8 protein-coding genes are annotated in these 17,613 nt (G+C 71.0%); 3 read left to right on the top strand and 5 right to left on the bottom strand.

Translation table 11 applies throughout. From position 1 onward, the window contains the following. Positions 1–8: 8 nt before the first annotated feature. Positions 9–818, bottom strand: a complete 810-nt coding sequence (locus ACZ6D7_RS02390; protein WP_469482506.1) for a siderophore-interacting protein — start codon at positions 816–818, stop codon at positions 9–11. A gap of 136 nt (positions 819–954) precedes the next feature. Beyond that, complete coding sequence (locus ACZ6D7_RS02385) at positions 955–2,004, bottom strand: ABC transporter substrate-binding protein (RefSeq protein ID WP_469482504.1); 1,050 nt, start codon at positions 2,002–2,004, stop codon at positions 955–957. Between the two features lie 628 nt (positions 2,005–2,632). On the opposite strand from ACZ6D7_RS02385, the gene ACZ6D7_RS02380 reads away from it, so the two are divergent. The 3 genes from ACZ6D7_RS02380 to ACZ6D7_RS02370 all read left to right on the top strand — a co-directional run bounded on the left by ACZ6D7_RS02380 (position 2,633) and on the right by ACZ6D7_RS02370 (position 13,531). Beyond that, positions 2,633–6,133: a LamG-like jellyroll fold domain-containing protein gene (locus ACZ6D7_RS02380; protein WP_469483000.1), complete on the top strand. Its 3,501-nt coding sequence runs from the start codon at positions 2,633–2,635 to the stop codon at positions 6,131–6,133. 220 nt (positions 6,134–6,353) lie between these two features. Next, entirely contained in the window at positions 6,354–12,989 is a 6,636-nt protein-coding gene (locus ACZ6D7_RS02375) for an RHS repeat domain-containing protein (protein WP_469482502.1), read from the top strand. A gap of 86 nt (positions 12,990–13,075) precedes the next feature. Then, on the top strand, positions 13,076–13,531 hold the full coding sequence (locus ACZ6D7_RS02370) for a hypothetical protein (RefSeq protein ID WP_469482500.1): 456 nt from the start codon (positions 13,076–13,078) through the stop codon (positions 13,529–13,531). A 34-nt stretch (positions 13,532–13,565) separates the two neighbouring features. Here the strand turns inward: ACZ6D7_RS02370 and ACZ6D7_RS02365 are convergent, their stop codons facing one another. Genes ACZ6D7_RS02365 through ACZ6D7_RS02355 form a run of 3 tightly spaced genes read right to left on the bottom strand, consistent with a single transcriptional unit; the run spans position 13,566 to position 17,601 of the window. Further along, on the bottom strand, positions 13,566–14,726 hold the full coding sequence (locus ACZ6D7_RS02365) for an acyl-CoA dehydrogenase family protein (protein WP_469482498.1): 1,161 nt from the start codon (positions 14,724–14,726) through the stop codon (positions 13,566–13,568). A 5-nt stretch (positions 14,727–14,731) separates the two neighbouring features. Beyond that, positions 14,732–15,673: a hydroxymethylglutaryl-CoA lyase gene (locus ACZ6D7_RS02360; protein ID WP_469482495.1), complete on the bottom strand. Its 942-nt coding sequence runs from the start codon at positions 15,671–15,673 to the stop codon at positions 14,732–14,734. Beyond that, positions 15,670–17,601, bottom strand: a complete 1,932-nt coding sequence (locus ACZ6D7_RS02355; RefSeq protein WP_469482493.1) for an acetyl/propionyl/methylcrotonyl-CoA carboxylase subunit alpha — start codon at positions 17,599–17,601, stop codon at positions 15,670–15,672. Before ACZ6D7_RS02355 ends, ACZ6D7_RS02360 begins: the two co-directional genes overlap by 4 nt. Positions 17,602–17,613 lie beyond the last annotated feature (12 nt).

The raw sequence follows: 17,613 nt of genomic DNA, 5'->3' as shown, positions 1-17,613 counted from the left end.
AAGGGGCGTCACTCCTGTTCGCGGAGCTGCTCCTCGGTCAGGCCCTCGCGCCAGTAGCCGACGAAGGTGACGCGCCGTCGGTCGATGCCGCGCTCGCCGACGAAGTGCCGGCGCAGCGCCTTCACACACCCCGACTCGCCCGCGATCCAGACGTACGGGTGCTCGGCGGACGGCAGGGCGAGTCCGGGCAGCAGCTCCAGGGCCGATCGCCGGACGAGCCAGGTGACCTGGGCGTCCGCGGCGGTCGTCAGCTCCTGGACGTCCCCGGCGTCGTCCACTTCCAGCCACGCCCGGACCGGCAGGCCGGCGGGGAGCGACTCCAGGATCGAGGTGATCGCCGGGAGCGCGGTCGCGTCCCCCCACAGGACCACCAGGTCGGTGTCCTGCGGCGGACGAAACCGGATGGCCCGGTTGTCGGCGATCGCCGGGCCGAGCAGCAGCACGCGGTCGCCCGCGCCGGCCTCGGCGGCCCAGCGGGACGCGGGACCGGCGGGGGTGTGCAGCACGAAGTCGATGTCGATCTCGTCGGGATCGCGCCGCAGGGCGCGCAGGGTGTACGAGCGCATCACCGCCCGTACGTCGTCGGGGAGTTCCCGCCAGCCCTGCCACCAGCCGTCGCCCAGATCGAGCGGAACGTGCGGCTCGCGCTGGCCCGGGTGCGGCAGGAACAGCGACAGGGACTGGTCGTACCCGTCGGAGAAGAAGTGCCGCAGCTCCTCCCCGGCGAAGGAGACCCGGACCAGCGACGGCGAGAGCCGCCGGGTCCGCACGACGTGGAGGGAGAAGAACCGGAACGGGGCAGTGACGGTCGCGTTCATGGGGGTGCGTTCCTCGGGCGTGGGGAAGGGCAGCTCACCAAGAGGCGCGGGGCTGCGTCGACATGCGGCTCCGCCGCGGGGGCGCGACCGGTCACCACCGGCCCGCAGTTCACCCGCGACGCGAGCCACCGCTCGGTCAGCTGACCTTCTTGGCGTTCTCGAGCGCCTCGGCGAGGTTCTCCAGAAGCGGCACACACTTGTCGTACGACAGGATCGGCTCGGGCGAGCGCGCGATGACCTGACCGGCCTTCACCGCGGGCAGCTTCTTCCAGGTCGCCTCGGTGATGTCGGCGGGCTGGATGGTCGAGGAACGGTCGTCCATCATGATGATGTCGACCGCGTACTTGTCGACGTTCTCCCAGCTCAGCGACTCGTACCAGCCGCCGCCCTCGGCCTTCGCGCTCTCCGGCGGCTCGACGAAGTTCACGCCGAGGGCCTTGAAGTACTCCAGGTCGATGGAGAGGTTGGTGCCGGAGACGTAGAACAGCTCGGCGCTCGCGGAACCGGCCATCACCTTGATCTCGGGCTTGGCCTTGGCAGCGGCGCGCAGCCGGGTGGCCGCGTCCTCGAAGCGCTTCTTGGCGTCGGTGACCGCGGCCGCCTTCATGTCCGCGCCGAGGGACTCGGCCAGCTCCCACATGCGCTCCAGCGGAGCGGTGAGCTGACGGTCGTAGACGGAGACGCCGACGCTCGGGGCGAGCTTGGCGATCTTGTCCTTGGAGGCCTCGGGGACGTACCAGAGGGTGCCGGCGTTGTCGAACATGGTGGAGATGAGGACGTCGGGCGCGAGCGCGGCGTACTTCTCGACGTTGAACTCGTCCCAGACGTTGCCCAGGATCTCGACCTTGGTGACGTCCATGTCGCCGGCCTGGACGTCGGCCTTGCCGTCGGCGGTCTTGGTCGGGCCGAAGACGCCCTTGACCTGGATGCCGTAGTCGTGGAGGGCGGCGCCGACACCGGTGAACGCGACGATGTTCGCGGGTATCTTGTCCAGCTTCACCGTGGTGCCGCGGTCGTCCTTGAAGGTCCAGGGACCGGACTTGGCGGAGGCGCTCGCGGACGATTCCGAGCCACTGCTTTTCGCGTCGTCGTCCCCGCAGGCTGCGAGGACGGCACCGAGGCCGAGGGCGCCACCAGCGGCGAGGATGCCGCGGCGGGTGAGGTGGTTGGCTCTGGCGTTGGACATGAGGGTGGCTGCTTTCGGACGTGCGGGATCACCGCCGGGACAAGTCGAAGGTAGGTTAGCCTAACCTCAGATCTTGTCCAGGCCTGGGATGCTGTGATCCGCAACCCTGTGAGATGTCTGTGCCGCCCCCACTTCAGTGAAATCACCTGATGTAAAAGGGGAGTTGGCTCCATATGACCCCCCGTGAGAACGGCGGCACATCCGTCTTTCATTCACCCTTCGCGCACCTTTCGTCACCAGCCGGACTTGCACCTTTCGCCCCGCAAAGAGGGTGCTCGGTCAAACGTGATCATCCGCACACTTGATCAGGGAACGCGAACACTTTTAACTGGCCCCGCAAATATGAAGATCGGATGAGGAAACCGGGGGATACGTGCGCAAACGCTCGCGCAACGGGGCCTGGGGGCACCGGAGAAGAAGACCCAGCACGCTCACCGCGTTCACGACCGGGATCACATCGTTCGCCCTGCTCGCGTCGCTTCCGACGTTCGCAGCAACCGCCACGGCCGCACCGGCCCGGACGTCGTCGACGTCCTCCACGACCACCCACGGCGGCGCCGCCGAACGCGCGGCGGCCACCGGCGAGCAGGTCGAGGTCACCGGCGAACGCACCGAGTACTCCACCACCATGGCCAACCCGGACGGCAGCTTCACGCTCGTGCAGTCCGCGGTCCCGCAGCGCGTCCAGGGCGACGACGGCTCCTGGCGGCCGGTCGACACCACGCTGGAACGCCGCCCCGACGGGTCCGTCGGACCCAAGGGCGCCGTCGTCGACCTCGCCTTCTCGGGCGGCGGCAGCGGCACCGGCCTGATCCGCCTCGGCAACGAGCAGGGCAGCCTCCGCCTCGACTGGCCGGGCCGGCTGCCCGAGCCCCGGCTCGACGGCGACAAGGCCGTCTACCCCGACGTGCTCGACGGCGTGGACCTGGAACTCACCGCCACCGCCGAGGGATACCGCGAGGTCCTCGTCGTCAAGTCCGCCCGGGCGGCGGCCGATCCGGCGCTCGAACACATCGCGCTCACCGCCTCCGCCACCGACCTCGACGTGCTGCCCGGCGCGGGCGGCGGTCTGCGCGCGGTCGACGCCGACGGCAACACCGTCTTCAAGGGCCCGGCGGGCCAGATGTGGGACTCCGCGAGCGGGACCGGCGAGTCCGGCGGCGCGAGCACCCAGCTGCTGACCGCCGACGCCGAGGACACCCCGGCCGGAATCCCCGACCCCGTCGAGCAGGGCACCCAGCCGCACTCCGGCGACGCCAGCGCGGTGATGCCGGTCCAGGTCCAGGGCGACACCGTCGCGGTCACGCCCGACCTCGGCCTGCTGCGCGGCGAGGACACCGTCTACCCCGTCTACATCGACCCGTCGGTGGGCCTCGGGGTGTCCGAGCGGACCGTGCTGTCCTCGGACGGCGACAAGTTCTGGATGTTCAACGGGGACTACGGCGTCGGACGCTGCAGCGTCTCGGGCCCGTACTGGTGCGGCAACAACTACACCAACCGCATGTACTTCGAGTTCTCGCCGGCCAAGCTGGCGGGCAAGTACGTCCTGGACGCGACCTTCCGCGCGTACGAGACCTGGTCGTTCAGCTGCGACCCCCACTGGGTCGACCTGGAGCGCACCAACAACATCTCCGAGGGCACCAGGTGGCCGGGCCCGGACCAGCTGGACCAGATGGGCGACCGCTACATCTCGGCCGGCCGCGGCTCCCAGTGCAGTCCCGAACAGCCCGACCAGTGGGTCGAGTTCAACGACAACCCGGACGAGGCCGACGAGAACCTCGCCTCCACCGTGCGCAAGTTCGCGGACGGCAAGATCAACCGGCTCACGTTCATGCTGCGGGCCAAGGACGAGTCCGACCCCGATGCCTGGAAGCGTTTCGACGACAACGCTGAGCTCAAGGTCAACTACGCCTTCAAGCCCGGCGTGCCCACCGACGTCGGCCTGATCCCCGGCGACGGCACCACCGCCTACTGCAAGACCTCGTCGTCCGACCCGCTGATCGTCACCCGCGTCGACCCGATGGTGCAGGCCCGGGTGCAGACCAAGGTCGAGCACAACCTGGGCGACGAAGAGGGCTCCCTCCAGGCCGAGTACGTCATCGAGCGCGGTGACGACGCCGCCTGGCACCAGGTGTGGTCCGACTACCGACCGGACTCCGGCTGGGACCCGGACGGCACCCTGGAGAAGATGCGCACCACCAACCGAGCCGACGGCGGCCTGTACCGGCTGCGCTCACGCACCCAGTCGCACTGGTCGTACGGCGGCAAGTCCGGCGACCTGTTCTCCTCGTACTCCTCCTGGTGCTACTTCAAGATCGACTCGACCGCGCCCAAGGCGCCGACGATCACCACCGGCACCCCGTACACCGAGTGCACCACCAACCTCTGCGAGGGCAAGGGCGGTCCGGGCGTCCCGGGCAGCTTCACCTTCAAGCCCAACGCCGTGGACAAGGACATCACCGGCTACCGCTGGCGGCTGCTGACCACCTCGGCCAAGGAGGCCAAGCCGGTCACCGGCACCACGGTCACCGTGCCCAACGTCACGCCCTCCCTCTCCGGCACCCAGGTGCTCTCCGTGGAGGCCAAGGACGTCCGCAACCGCTGGGGCGCCCCCGCCGAGTTCAGCTTCAAGGTCGCCCCGGCGGCCGGCGCCTCGGGCAGCTGGCACTTCGACGACGCCGCGCCCGGCTCGGGCGTGACCGTCGCCAAGGACACCGCCACCGAGGGCACCCGGCACGACGCCACCCTCTACACGGCCGGCGCCGGCTGGTCCTCCCTGGCCCGCCGCGGCGACACCGACTACTCGCTGTTCCTCGACAGCTCCGACCCGGCCAACCAGCAGGCGTACGCGGCCACCGCGACCCCCGCGGTGAACACCAAGGACTCCTTCACCGTCTCCACCTGGGCGTACCTCACGGACAACGCGTCCACGCACGTGGTGATGGCGGCCCCGGGCACCAACGCCTCGGCGTTCACCCTGTACTACTCGGCGTCGCTCAAGAAGTGGGTGTTCAACCGCACCGCGGCCGACGTCAAGGAAGGCCAGTCGTATCTGCGGTCGGTCGCGGACACCGCGAACCCGCCGCTGAAGGTCTGGACGCACCTGGCCGGCGTGTTCGACACGAAGAACGACGCCGACAAGACGAACGACACCATCCAGCTGTTCGTCAACGGCCGTCCGCAGGGCAAGCCCGTGGTCCTCAACGCCCTGTCGACCGCCTACACGCCGTGGGTGTCCTCCGGCGGCCTCCAGTTCGGCCGCTCGATGGTCGGCGGCGTGTACGGCGAGCACTTCCGCGGCCGCCTCGACGAGGTGAACGTCTGGCAGCGCATCCTGACCCCGGACGAGATCACTCAGCAGGCGCAGCTCCTGGAGAACGGCGTCGCCGCCAACGAACTGGTCGCCCACTGGGACGCCGCGAGCTCCACCGGCACTCAGGTCAAGGAGCTCACCGGGTACCCGGTGGGGAGCCTCGCCCTGTCGGCCTCCGGCGCGACCCTGGACGCCGAGAACAACGCCCTGGTCCTGGACGGCACCGCCGGCAACGCCACGGCCGCCGGACCGGTGATCGACGAGAGCGGGGCGTTCACCGTCTCCGCCCGGGTCCAGCTGGACTCCGCGAAACTGGCCGCCAAGCCGGTGGGCTACCAGGCCGTGGTCGCCGCCCAGCAGGCGTCCGCCGGTGAGTCCTCCTGGGCGCTGTGGGTGGTCAAGCCCGCCGACGGCGTCTACCAGTGGAAGTTCACCCGGACCGCCCTCGGCAGCGACGGCAAGGTCACGCAGAGCGCCGAGGTGCCCGGCGGCGACATCGCCGAGACCGACACCTGGGTCCAGGTCACCGGGGTCTTCGACGCCCAGGAGGCCTGGGAGTGGACCGACCCGGCCGACGCCACGAAGACCGAGACCCGCTACGGCAGGCTCCACCTCTTCGTGGGCGAGTTCGACCAGCCCGCCGAGACCGCCTCCGGGTTCACCGCCGTCCAGCTGGGCAGCGGCACCCTCTCCGCGGGCCGCGGCAGCAAGGGTGGCAGCACCGGCAACTATCTGCCCGGTGCCCTGGAGGAACTGCGGGTGTGGACCGGCGCGATGAGCGCCGACCAGGTCCGCTCCCAGGTCCTCGGCGCCTGACCGGCTGACACACCCTCACACCGAGTGACCGGCCCGGGGCCGCGGGAACTCCCGCCCCCGGGCCGCCTCGGCCTCCCGCGCGCCCGCCGGGCGCGCGCCCGGCGGCGGACCGCACGTGCCGCCGGCCCTCTGGGCGCCGGTGCGCCCGTCCCCCTTGCTCCTTCTCAGATCCCTCCCGGATCCTCCCGGATCCCTCTCGGACGAAGGGACTTCATCCTTCATGCGACCCAAACCCCCGGTCCGGCCCGCGCCGGACCGGACACGGTCCACCCGCGCCCCCTGGCTGCGGCGCGTCAGCACGGTGGTGAGCCTCGGGCTGCTGCCCGGACTGCTCGCCCCCGCCGCGGCGATGGCCGACGACCTCGACCCGCTGGGCCGGCCGAAGCTGTCCGCGCCGCGCGCCCAGAAGGTCGTGCCGTTCAAGGCGAAGACGGACGCCGAGGCCGCCGAGGCCATGCGCACCGCGGCCCGCGCCGACCAGACGGCCGCCGCCCGCGCCGTCAAGGACCAGGCCCGCAGGACCACGTGGCCGACCGGCGGCTCGGCCCGCCTCACCCTGCCCGCGTCCGGCACCGCGAAGACCGCGTCCGGCACCGAGAAGACCACCGCGCAGGCCGAGCCCGGCGCCCTCCCGGTCACCCTGGCCGCCCCGGCCGCGAAGAACGCCGAGCCCGCCCGGTCGGTCCAGGTCGACGTGCTGGACCAGAAGGCCGCCCAGCGCCTGGGCGTCAAGGGCGTGGTCCTGAAGGTGACCGGCCCCGCGGCCGGCGGCAAGGCCCGCCTCGGCATCGACTACTCGGCGTTCGCGGCGGCCTACGGCGGCGACTGGGCCGGCCGGCTCCAGGTGCTGCGGCTGCCCGACTGCGCCGCGAAGGACGCGGCGACCGCGAAGTGCCGCGCCGCGACCCCGGTCGGCTTCGTGAACACCCGCGGCGAGGAACGGATCACCGCCGACCTGTCGTTCGCGCGGAAGACGGCGACGCCCGCCGCGAAGCCGTCGGCGCCCGCCGCGAAGCCGTCGGCGACCGCCGCCGTCTCCGGCCAGACCATGACACTCGCCCTGGTCGCCGGCACCGCCTCCGCCGACGGCGACTACAAGGCCACCCCGCTCTCCGCCTCCTCCACCTGGGAGGCCGGCGGCAGCTCCGGCACCTTCACCTGGGCCTACCCGCTCAAGGCGCCCCTGCCGGCCGCCGGCCCGGGCGTCGACCTGTCGATCTCCTACGACTCCGGCAGCGTGGACGGCCGTACCTCCACCAGCAACAACCAGGGCACCCAGGTCGGTGAGGGCTTCGAGCTCACCTCGTCGTACATCGAGCGCAAGTACGGCTCCTGCGACGACGACGGCCAGGACGGCAAGCACGACCTGTGCTGGAAGTACGACAACGCCTCCCTGGTGCTGAACGGCAAGGCCACCGAGCTGGTCAAGGACGACACCACCGGCGAGTGGCGGCTGAAGAACGACGACGCCTCCAAGGTCACGCGCTCCACCGACGCCGACAACGGCGACGACAACGGCGAGTTCTGGACCGTCGTCACCGGCGACGGCACCAAGTTCGTCTTCGGCCTGAACAAGCTCGACGGCGCCGCCGACGGCGTACGCACCAAGTCGGTGTGGACCGTGCCGGTCTTCGGTGACGACGACGGCGAGCCCGGCTACTCCTCCGGCAGTGCCTTCGCCGACCGTGCCAAGAAGCAGGCCTGGCGGTGGAACCTCGACTACGTCGAGGACACCCACGGCAACGCGCAGAGCTACTGGTACGAGGACGAGACCAACAACTACGACAAGCTCGGCGACGACGACACCGGCACCTCGTACATCCGCGGCGGCTACCTCGAGGAGATCCGCTACGGGCAGCGCGCCGGCGCCCTGTTCAGCGCAGCCCCGGCCGCCTCGCACAAGGTCGTCCTCTCCTACGCGGAGCGCTGCCTGGCCTCCGGCACCGGCTGCGACTCGCTCACCGAGGACACCCGGGACAACTGGCCCGACGTGCCCTTCGACCAGATCTGCAAGGACGGCGAGAAGTGCCCCTACCTCGACAGTCCGTCCTTCTTCACCCGTAAGCGGCTGACCTCCGTCACCACCTACGCGTGGGAGGCGGCGGCCGCCACCCCCGCGTTCTCCCCGGTCGACACCTGGGAGCTGAAGCACCTCTACCTCGACCCCGGCGACACCGGTGACTCCACCGACCAGTCGCTCTGGCTCGACCAGATCAAGCACACCGGCAAGCGCGGCACCGACCTCGCCCTGGACCCGGTGAAGTTCTCGCACGTCTTCCTGCCCAACCGGGTGGACAGCCCGAGCGACGACATCCTGTCCTTCGAGCGGCCGCGCCTGAAGACGGTCGTGTCCGAGACGGGCGCGCAGACCATCGTCGACTACCTCGCCGCCGACTGCGTGGCCGGGCAGACCATGCCCAAGGTCGACGAGAACACCAAGCGCTGCTACCCGGTCTACTGGTCGCCCTACGGCCAGGACGACCCGATCCTCGACTGGTTCCAGAAGTACCCGGTCAGCGCGGTGCGCACCACCGACCCCCTCGGCGGTTCCGAGGCGGTCCAGCACACCTACCAGTACTCCGGCGGCGGCGCCTGGCACTACAACGAGGACCCGCTGACCCCCGCCAAGGAGCGCACCTGGTCCGAGTGGCGCGGCTATGGCAAGGTCACCCACCTCACCGGCCCGTCGGACGGCACCCAGACCAGGACGGTCTCGGTGTACCTGCGCGGTATGAACGGCGACCGCGTCCTCGCCGCCGACGGCAAGACCCTGGACCCGGACGCCCGTAAGACCGTCAAGGTCACCGGCGTCAAGGCCGCCGAGATCACCGACTCCGAGCAGTTCGCCGGCTTCTCCCGGGAGAGCGTCTCCTACGACGGCGCCACCGAGGTCTCCGGCACCGTCAACGACCCCTGGTCCCAGCGGACGGCCACCCAGCACAAGTCGTACGCCGACACCGAGGCGTACTTCGTCCGGGTCGGCGCCTCGCACGCCCGCACCCACATCACCAGCAAGCTCACCCCGTCCGACCGGGTGCGCACGACCAAGACCACCTACGACGACCACGGCCTGGCCGCCACCGTCGAGGACCTCGGCGACGACGCCGTCACCGGCGACGAGAAGTGCACCCGCACCTGGTACGCCCGCAACGAGGCGACCGGTCTGACCTCGCTGGTGTCCAGGACCCGGATCGTCGGCAGGGCGTGCTCCGTCGCCGACGCGTCCCTGGACCTGCCGGCCGACCACACCCGGCCCGGTGACGTGGTCTCCGACACGGCGACCTCGTACGACTCGCTCACCTGGTCCGCGACCCAGAAGCCCACCAAGGGCGACGCCCGGTGGAGCGGCCGCGCGAAGGGGTACGGCAGCGACGACCAGCCGCTGTGGCAGCAGACCGCCGTCACCGAGTACGACACGCTCGGGCGCCCCACCCTGGTGAAGAACACCGACAACGTCACCACGTCGACCACCGAGTACCTCCCGGTCGCCGCCGGCCCGCTGACCCAGACCACCGTCGGCAACGCCAAGGGCTACAAGACCGTCACCGTCAAGGACTTCGGCCTGGGCACGGACCTCAAGGTCACCGACCCCAACAGCCGGGTGACCGAGACGACGTACGACAGCCTCGGCCGTGTCACCGGCGTCTGGCTGCCCAACCGCTCCCGCGCGCTCGGCAAGACCGCCAACTACGTGTACGCGTACAGCGTGAAGGCGGGCGCGCTGCCCTGGGTCTCCAGCGCCTCCCTCAAGGGCGACGGCTCCGGCTACAACACCACCTACGAGATCTACGACTCGCTGCTGCGCACCCGCCAGGTGCAGGCGCCCTCGGCCGCGGGCGGGCGGATCATCGCCCAGACCCTGTACGACGGCCGAGGCCTCGCCGTGACCGCCCAGGCCGACATCTGGGACAACACGGCCGCGCCGTCCAGCTCGATCGTGCAGATCGACGGCGGCCAGGCGCCCAAGCAGACCGACACCGTCTTCGACGGCATGGCCCGCGCCACCAAGGTGACCACCAAGAGCTACGGCGTCGCCAAGTGGTCGGTCGACACCACCTACCAGGGCGACACGGTCCTCACCAGCGCCCCGGCCGGCGGCACGGCCGGCGCGGTGGTCACCAACGCGCTCGGCCAGACCGTCGAACGCCGCGACTACGCCGGCAGCAAGCCGACCGGCACCGACTACCAGACCACCCGCTACACCTTCGACGACGCCGACCGGCAGGAGACCATCACCGCCCACGACAAGTCCGCGTGGTCGTACACCTACGACCTCTTCGGCCGTCAGGTGACCGTGACCGACCCCGACAAGGGGACCACCACCACCGAGCACAACGGACTCGACCAGGCGGTCAAGTCCACCGACAGCCGCCCCGGCAAGGTGCTGCTGTTCGAGTACGACGTCCTCGGCCGCAAGACCGGCATGTGGCAGACGTCCAAGACCGACGCCAACAAGCTGGCGGCCTGGACCTTCGACACGCTCGCCAAGGGCCAGCAGGACACGGCCGTCCGCTACGACGGCGGAGTCGGCGGCAAGGCCTACACCCAGAAGGTCACCGCCTACGACCCGCTCTACAAGGTCACCAACAATCAGCTGATCCTGCCCGCCGACGACCCGCTGGTCACCGGTGGCGTGCCCGGCACCCTGTCCTTCTCCACCGGCTACAACCTCGACGGCACGGTGAAGCAGGCGGCCGCGCCCGCCGTGGCCGGACTCCCCGCGGAGACCGTGTCGTACACCCACGACGCGCTCGGCCAGGTGCAGACCGCCAAGGGCACCACCGGCTACCTCCAGGGCGTCGCCTACTCCCCGCTCGGCGACCTGCGCCAGCTGACGCTCGCCACCGACCCGAGCGCCGCGAAGAAGGTGTACGTCAACCACGACTACGAGGCCGGCACCCGCCGTCTCACCCGGTCGTACGTCACCGACGACGTGCACGGCTACATGCTCCAGGAGCTGAAGTACTCCCAGGACGACGCCGGCAACATCACCGCGGTCCACGACGGCACCACCCTCGGCGGGGCCGGCAAGGAGGACTACCAGTGCTTCGCCTACGACGGCTACCGCCGCCTGAGCGAGGCCTGGACCCCGAAGACCGCCGACTGCGCCGTCTCCGGCCGCACCACCGCCAACCTGGGCGGGGCCGCGCCGTACTGGACGAGCTACCGGTACAACGACTCCGGACTGCGCTCCCAGCAGGTGGAGCACAACGCGTCCGGTGACGTCACCACCGACTACAAGTACGGCACGGACAAGGGCCAGCCGCACGCGCTGTCCTCGACGGTCAGCGGCTCGACGACCGTGAAGTACACGTACGACGCGACCGGCAACACCGAGACCCGGCCCGGCACCCAGGCCGGCCAGACGCTGACCTGGGACACCGAGGGCAGGCTCGTCGGCGCGAGCGAACCCGCCGCGGACGGCAAGCCCGCCACCGGCACCGGCTACCTGTACGACGCCGGCGGTGAACTGCTCATCAAGCGGCCCACCACGACCGACGGCGAGACCGTGCTCTACCTGGGCACGACCGAGGTCCGGCTCAAGGTCAGCGGCAACGGCGCCACCAAGGCCCTCTCGGGCGCCCGCACCTACGCGGCGGGCGCCACGACGCTCGCGGTGCGTACCTCCGCCGCCGGGGTGTCCGGCACGAAGCTGACCTTCCTGGCCGGCAACCACCAGGGCACCTCCAGCCTGGCGATCGCCTCGGACACCCTGGCCTTCGTCAAGCGCTACAGCAAGCCGTTCGGTGCCCCGCGCGGCACGGCGGGCGGCAGCTGGCCCGACGACAAGGGCTTCCTCGGCAAGCCGTCCGACCAGACGACCGGCCTCACCCAGCTCGGCGCCCGCCAGTACGACCCGGCGACGGGCCGCTTCCTGAGCGTCGACCCGCTGCTCGAACCGGACAAGCCGCAGACCCTCAACGGCTACGCCTACTCGAGCAACAGCCCCGTCACCAACTCCGACCCGACCGGCATGTCCGACGGCCTCGACGGCCTCGGCGGGCTCCTCGGGCTCATCGGCGCGGCGATCGGCGGTGCCGTGGGCGCCGTCCTTAGCCTCGCCGGGGCCGCCATCAGCGCGATCGGCTCGGGAGGCGGCAGCGCCCCGACGTCCTCGTACGGTGTGACGGGCCAGCCCATCAACCAGTGGAAGCCCGGCGCGACGTACAACTTCATCACCAAGTCCTGGGACCTGCCGTTCGAGCCCAGGGGCCTCTCCCTGGAACTGGCGGCCTCCCTGCCCGACTGGGGCATCGTCAGCGACCCGAAGGCGGACAACGACTGGGAGACCTCGCGCGGCCTGTTCTTCGGCTGGCTGTGGGGCGGCGGCTTCCCGCTGGGGGAGCAGCAGGACTTCCGGGGCGGTGACGCGTTCACCTCGATCCTGGCGCAGGACGAGACGTTCGGCGAGTGGCGGTCGAAGCTGGTGGGCCAGGCCCGGGACAAGGGCATGCGGGCCCCGGCCGCCAAGGAGGCCCTGTCCTTCTCCTACCAGGACAAGGGTCCCGAGCCGGGCAGCCCCTGGTACAAGTTCAACTCCCTGCGCGGGGCGGGCAACGACATCCTCGGTGTGCTGACCAATGGCGGCCTCGGGACGGAGAACCAGGCGGACGCGTTCCTCGGCAGTTACTCGGGCACCGGCAGGATCAAGTCGATCAACAAGAAGGAGCAGACGGTCACGCTGAAGTTCACCGCGACCAACATCTCCGACTGGCGGTCCGCGACCCATGTCATTCCGCGGTCGTGGAACCCCGCCTTCGAGGACACCTTCGGCGCGGCCGTGACGGAGGACTTCTCGTGGGAGGAGAAGTGGCCGATCAATGAGTGCGTGAACTATTCGGACTGGCTCGAATAACGGCCACGCACAGGTAATCCGTGGGGCCGGGGCCGCGCACCGGCCCCGGCCCCACGGGCGTCCCACCCCACCCCTAGGATGAACGCGTGTTCAAGATCCCCCTGAAGACCGGCCGCCGGGCCGCCGCCGCCCTGATTCCCCTTCTGCTGGTGGCCGCGTGCTCCACCACCGAGGAGACGGCGAAGGTTCCGGCAGAGCGCATCGTGGGGAATTGGAAGGGACCGGACGGCGAAAGGATCTCCTTCTCCGCCGACCGGGAATTCACCGCGACGGGCCTCGATTCCCAAAAGCTCGCCACGGCCGACTGCCCCAGCGGGAAATCCGGCGGCGGCTGGGGCTTCTTCGTCGGTGACGCCAACGGAAGCCATATGTCGAAGACGGCGACGTCGGGCTCCTGGGTCGGTCTCGGCCTGGCCCGCGACTACTGGGACTGGAACTGCACGCTCCAGTTCGCGGTCGTCGACGACGGCACGACCCTCTGCGCCACCAACGACCCCGACCTCCCCTGCGGCCTCGAGGTCCGCTTCACCCGGGAGAAGTGAGGCACCTCTCCCAGGTGTTGAGCGGCGGCGGGTCTCAGCCCACCAGACCGAGCTCCCGCGCGATCAGCATGCGCTGCACCTCGCTCGTGCCCTCGCCGATCTCCAGGATCTTGGAGTCGCGCCACATCCGGGCCACCGGGTACTCGTTCATGAAGCCGTACCCGCCGTGCACCTGCGTGGCGTCGCGGGCGTTGTCGACGGCGATCGTCGACGAGTAGAGCTTCGCCAGCGCCGCCTCCTTCTTGAAGGGCTCGCCGGCCACCAGCCGGGACGCCGCGTCCCGCCAGGCCAGGCGGGCCGTGTGCGCCTTCATCTCCATGTCGGCGATCTTGAACTGGATGGCCTGGTTGGATCCGATCGGCCGCCCGAAGGCGTGCCGCTCGCGCGCGTACTTCACCGACTCGTCCACACAGCCCTGCGCGAGCCCGGTCGCCAGCGCCGCGATCGCGATCCGGCCCTCGTCGAGGATCCGCAGGAACTGCGCGTACCCGCGTCCCTCCTCGCCCAGCAGGTTCGCCGCCGGCACCCGCACATCGGCGAAGGACAGCTCACGGGTGTCCGAGGCGTTCCAGCCGACCTTCGAGTACGGCTGCGCGACCGTGAAGCCCGGGGTGCCGGACGGCACGACGATCGCGGAGATCAGCGGCCGGCCGTCGGGCCCCCGGCCGGTGACCGCGGTGACCGTCACCAGGCCGGTGATGTCCGTGCCGGAGTTGGTGATGAAGCACTTGGTGCCGTTGATCACCCACTCGTCCGTCTCGGCGTCCAGCCGGGCCGTCGTCCGGGTGGCCCCCGCGTCGCTGCCGCCGTCCGGCTCGGTCAGGCCGAACGCGCCCAGGATCTCGCCGGCGCACAGCCGCGGCAGCCACTCGCGCTTCTGCTCCTCGGTGCCGAAGAGATGGATCGGCATCGCGCCCAGCGAGACACCCGCCTCCAGGGTGATCGCCACGGACGAGTCGACCCGCGCCAGCTCCTCCAGCACGATGCCGAGGGCCAGATAGTCGCCGCCCATGCCGCCGTACTCCTCGGGGAACGGCAGTCCGAACAGGCCCATCCGGCCCATCTCACGGACGATCTCGTACGGGAACTCGTGCCGCTCGTAGAAGTCGCCGATCTTGGGGGCGACGACGTCGTGGGCGAACGCCTCGACCGTGCGGCGGAGTTCTTCCAGTTCGGGGGAGAGACGGTGGTCCATGCTGATCACTGGTCCTTGTGGGAAAGGGCGCGAACGGTACGGGACGGGCTGGGTCGGCCCAGTCGTTCGGCCATCCAGGCGCTTGTGGCGACAAGACGGCCGAGGTCGACGCCGGTGTCGATGCCGAGTCCCGACAGCATCCACACGAGGTCCTCGGTGGCGAGGTTGCCGGTGGCGGACTTGGCGTACGGGCAGCCGCCCAGCCCGCCGGCCGAGGCGTCGACGGTCGTGACGCCGTGTTCGAGGGCGGCGTAGGTGTTGGCGAGCGCCTGCCCGTAGGTGTCGTGGAAGTGCACGCCGAGCACGTCGGTCGGCACGCCCTCCTCGTTGAGCTGGGCGAGCAGCGCGAGGACATGGCCGGGGGTGGCGACGCCGATGGTGTCGCCCAGGCTCAGCTCGTCACAGCCCATGTCCCGCAGCGCCCGGCAGACCCGCACCACCTGGTGCAGGGGGACCGGGCCCTCCCAGGGGTCGCCGAAGCACATCGAGACGTAGCCGCGCACGTGCACGCCCGCGTCCTTGGCGCGCCGCACCACCGGGTCGAACACCGCGAGCGACTCGTCGAGCGTGCGGTTGAGGTTGGCCTTGGCGAAGGACTCGGTGGCGCTGGCGAAGACCGCGATCCGGCGGGCGCCGAGCGCGAGGGCGCGGTCCAGGCCGCGCTGGTTCGGCACCAGCACCGGGAGCGCCACCGGCAGGTCGGAGACGAGCGGGAACAGCTCCTCCGCGTCGGCCAGTTGGGGCACCCACTTCGGGTGCACGAAACTCGTCGCCTCGATCGTGGTCAGGCCCGCGTCGGCCAGCCGGCGGACGAACTCCGCCTTGACGGCCGTCGGCACGGTCGACTTCTCGTTCTGCAGGCCGTCGCGTGCGCCGACCTCGTGGATCCGCACGCGCGCGGGCAGATCCTGGGCCGGGACGGGCATGGGAAGTCCCGTAACGGTCATTCCGCGACCTCCTCATGAGGGGTGATGACGGCCAGGACCTGGTCCATGGCGACCGTCGCCCCCGGGGTGACGTCCAGCTCGGCGACCGTGCCGGCGTGCGGGGCGGAGATGACGTGCTCCATCTTCATCGCCTCCACCACCAGCAGGCTCTGGCCCGCGGCCACCTCGTCGCCGACGGCGACCTTCACCACCGTCACCGTGCCCGGCATGGGCGCGGTGAGCGAGTCGGCGCCCGCGTACGCGGCGCCGGTCAGGGAGGCGGCCACCGGGTCGTGGTCGCGCACGTGCCACGCGTCGCCGTCCCGGCCGAGCCAGTCGGCGGCGCGGTGGAAGGTGTGGCGGACGCCGTCGAGCGTCACGGACACCCGGTCGTGGGTGACGGTGTGGGTGCCGCGCGGGCTGTGCTCCACGGGGTCCTGGACCCGCAGAGAGAAACCGACGGGCCGGGGAGTGCCCCCGAGCCGCCAGCCGCTCGGCACCGCGAACGGGTCGGTCCAGCCGTCGCCCGTCGGCCGCAGCGCCTCCAGCCGGACGGCCGCCGCGGCCTCGTACACCTCCTCCGGCACCTCGGCCGGCACCAGCTCGTCGACGACCCGCTCGACCAGGCCCGTGTCCAGCTCGCCCGCCACGACCGCCGGATGCGCGAGCAGCCGCCGCAGGAACCCGGCGTTGGTCGCCACGCCCAGCGTGACCGTCTCCGCGAGGGCGGAGCGGAGCTTTCTGAGCGCGGTCGCACGGTCCGGGCCGTAGGCGATCACCTTGGACAGCATCGGGTCGTACAGGCTGCCCACCTCGGTGCCCTCGCTGAGCCCGGAGTCGGTGCGCACGCCGTCGCCCTGCGGTTCGCGCAGGGCGAGGACGGTCCCGCCGGACGGCAGGAACCCGCGCGAGGGGTCCTCGGCGCAGATCCGGGCCTCGATGGCGTGCCCGGTGAGCCGGACGTCCCGCTGTCCGAAGGACAGGGGCTCGCCGGCCGCCACCCGCAGCTGCCACTCCACCAGGTCGAGGCCGGTCACCAGCTCGGTCACCGGGTGCTCCACCTGGAGCCGGGTGTTCATCTCCATGAAGTAGTACGACGACGGGTCGCCGCCGGGGACGATGAACTCGACCGTGCCCGCGCCCACGTATCCGCAGGAGCGGGCCGCCTGCACGGCCGCCTCGCCCATCGCCGCGCGGGTGTGTTCGTCGAGCAGGACGCTGGGTGCCTCCTCGACGACCTTCTGGTGGCGCCGCTGGAGGGAGCACTCGCGCTCGCCCAGGTGCACCACGTTGCCGTGGGCGTCGGCCAGGACCTGGATCTCGATGTGGCGGGGCCGGTCGATCCACCGCTCGACGAGGAGCGTGTCGTCGCCGAAGGAGGCGCGGGCCTCGCGGCGGGCGGCGGCGATCTCCTCGGCCAGCGCGGACGCCTCCCGCACCAGGCGCATGCCCTTGCCGCCACCGCCGGCGGACGGCTTCAGCAGCACGGGGACGCCGATCTCCTCGGCGGCGGCCACGAGCTGCGCGTCCGTGAGACCGCTGCCGGTCGAACCGGGCACCACCGGCACCCCGGCGGCCTTCACCGTCTCCTTGGCGCGGATCTTGTCGCCCATGAGGGAGATCGCCTGGGCGGGCGGCCCGATGAAGACCAGCCCCGCGTCGGCGCACGCGCGCGCGAAGCCGGCGTTCTCGGCCAGGAAGCCGTACCCGGGGTGGACGGCCCGGGCGCCGGTGCGCGCGGCGGCCTCCAGCAGCCGCTCCACCGACAGATAGCTCTCGGCGGCGGGCGCCGGACCGATCCGTACGGCGGTGTCGGCCTCCCGGACGTGGCGCGCGTCGGCGTCGGCGTCGGAGAACACGGCGACCGAGCGCACGCCCATCGAGCGCAGCGTCCGGATGACGCGGACGGCGATCTCGCCCCGGTTGGCGACGAGCACGGTGTCGAACATCGTCTGCAAGTC

The sequence above is a fragment of the Streptomyces sp. NPDC041784 genome, assembly GCF_055591025.1.
This window is presented reverse-complemented; position numbering and strand designations above follow the sequence as displayed.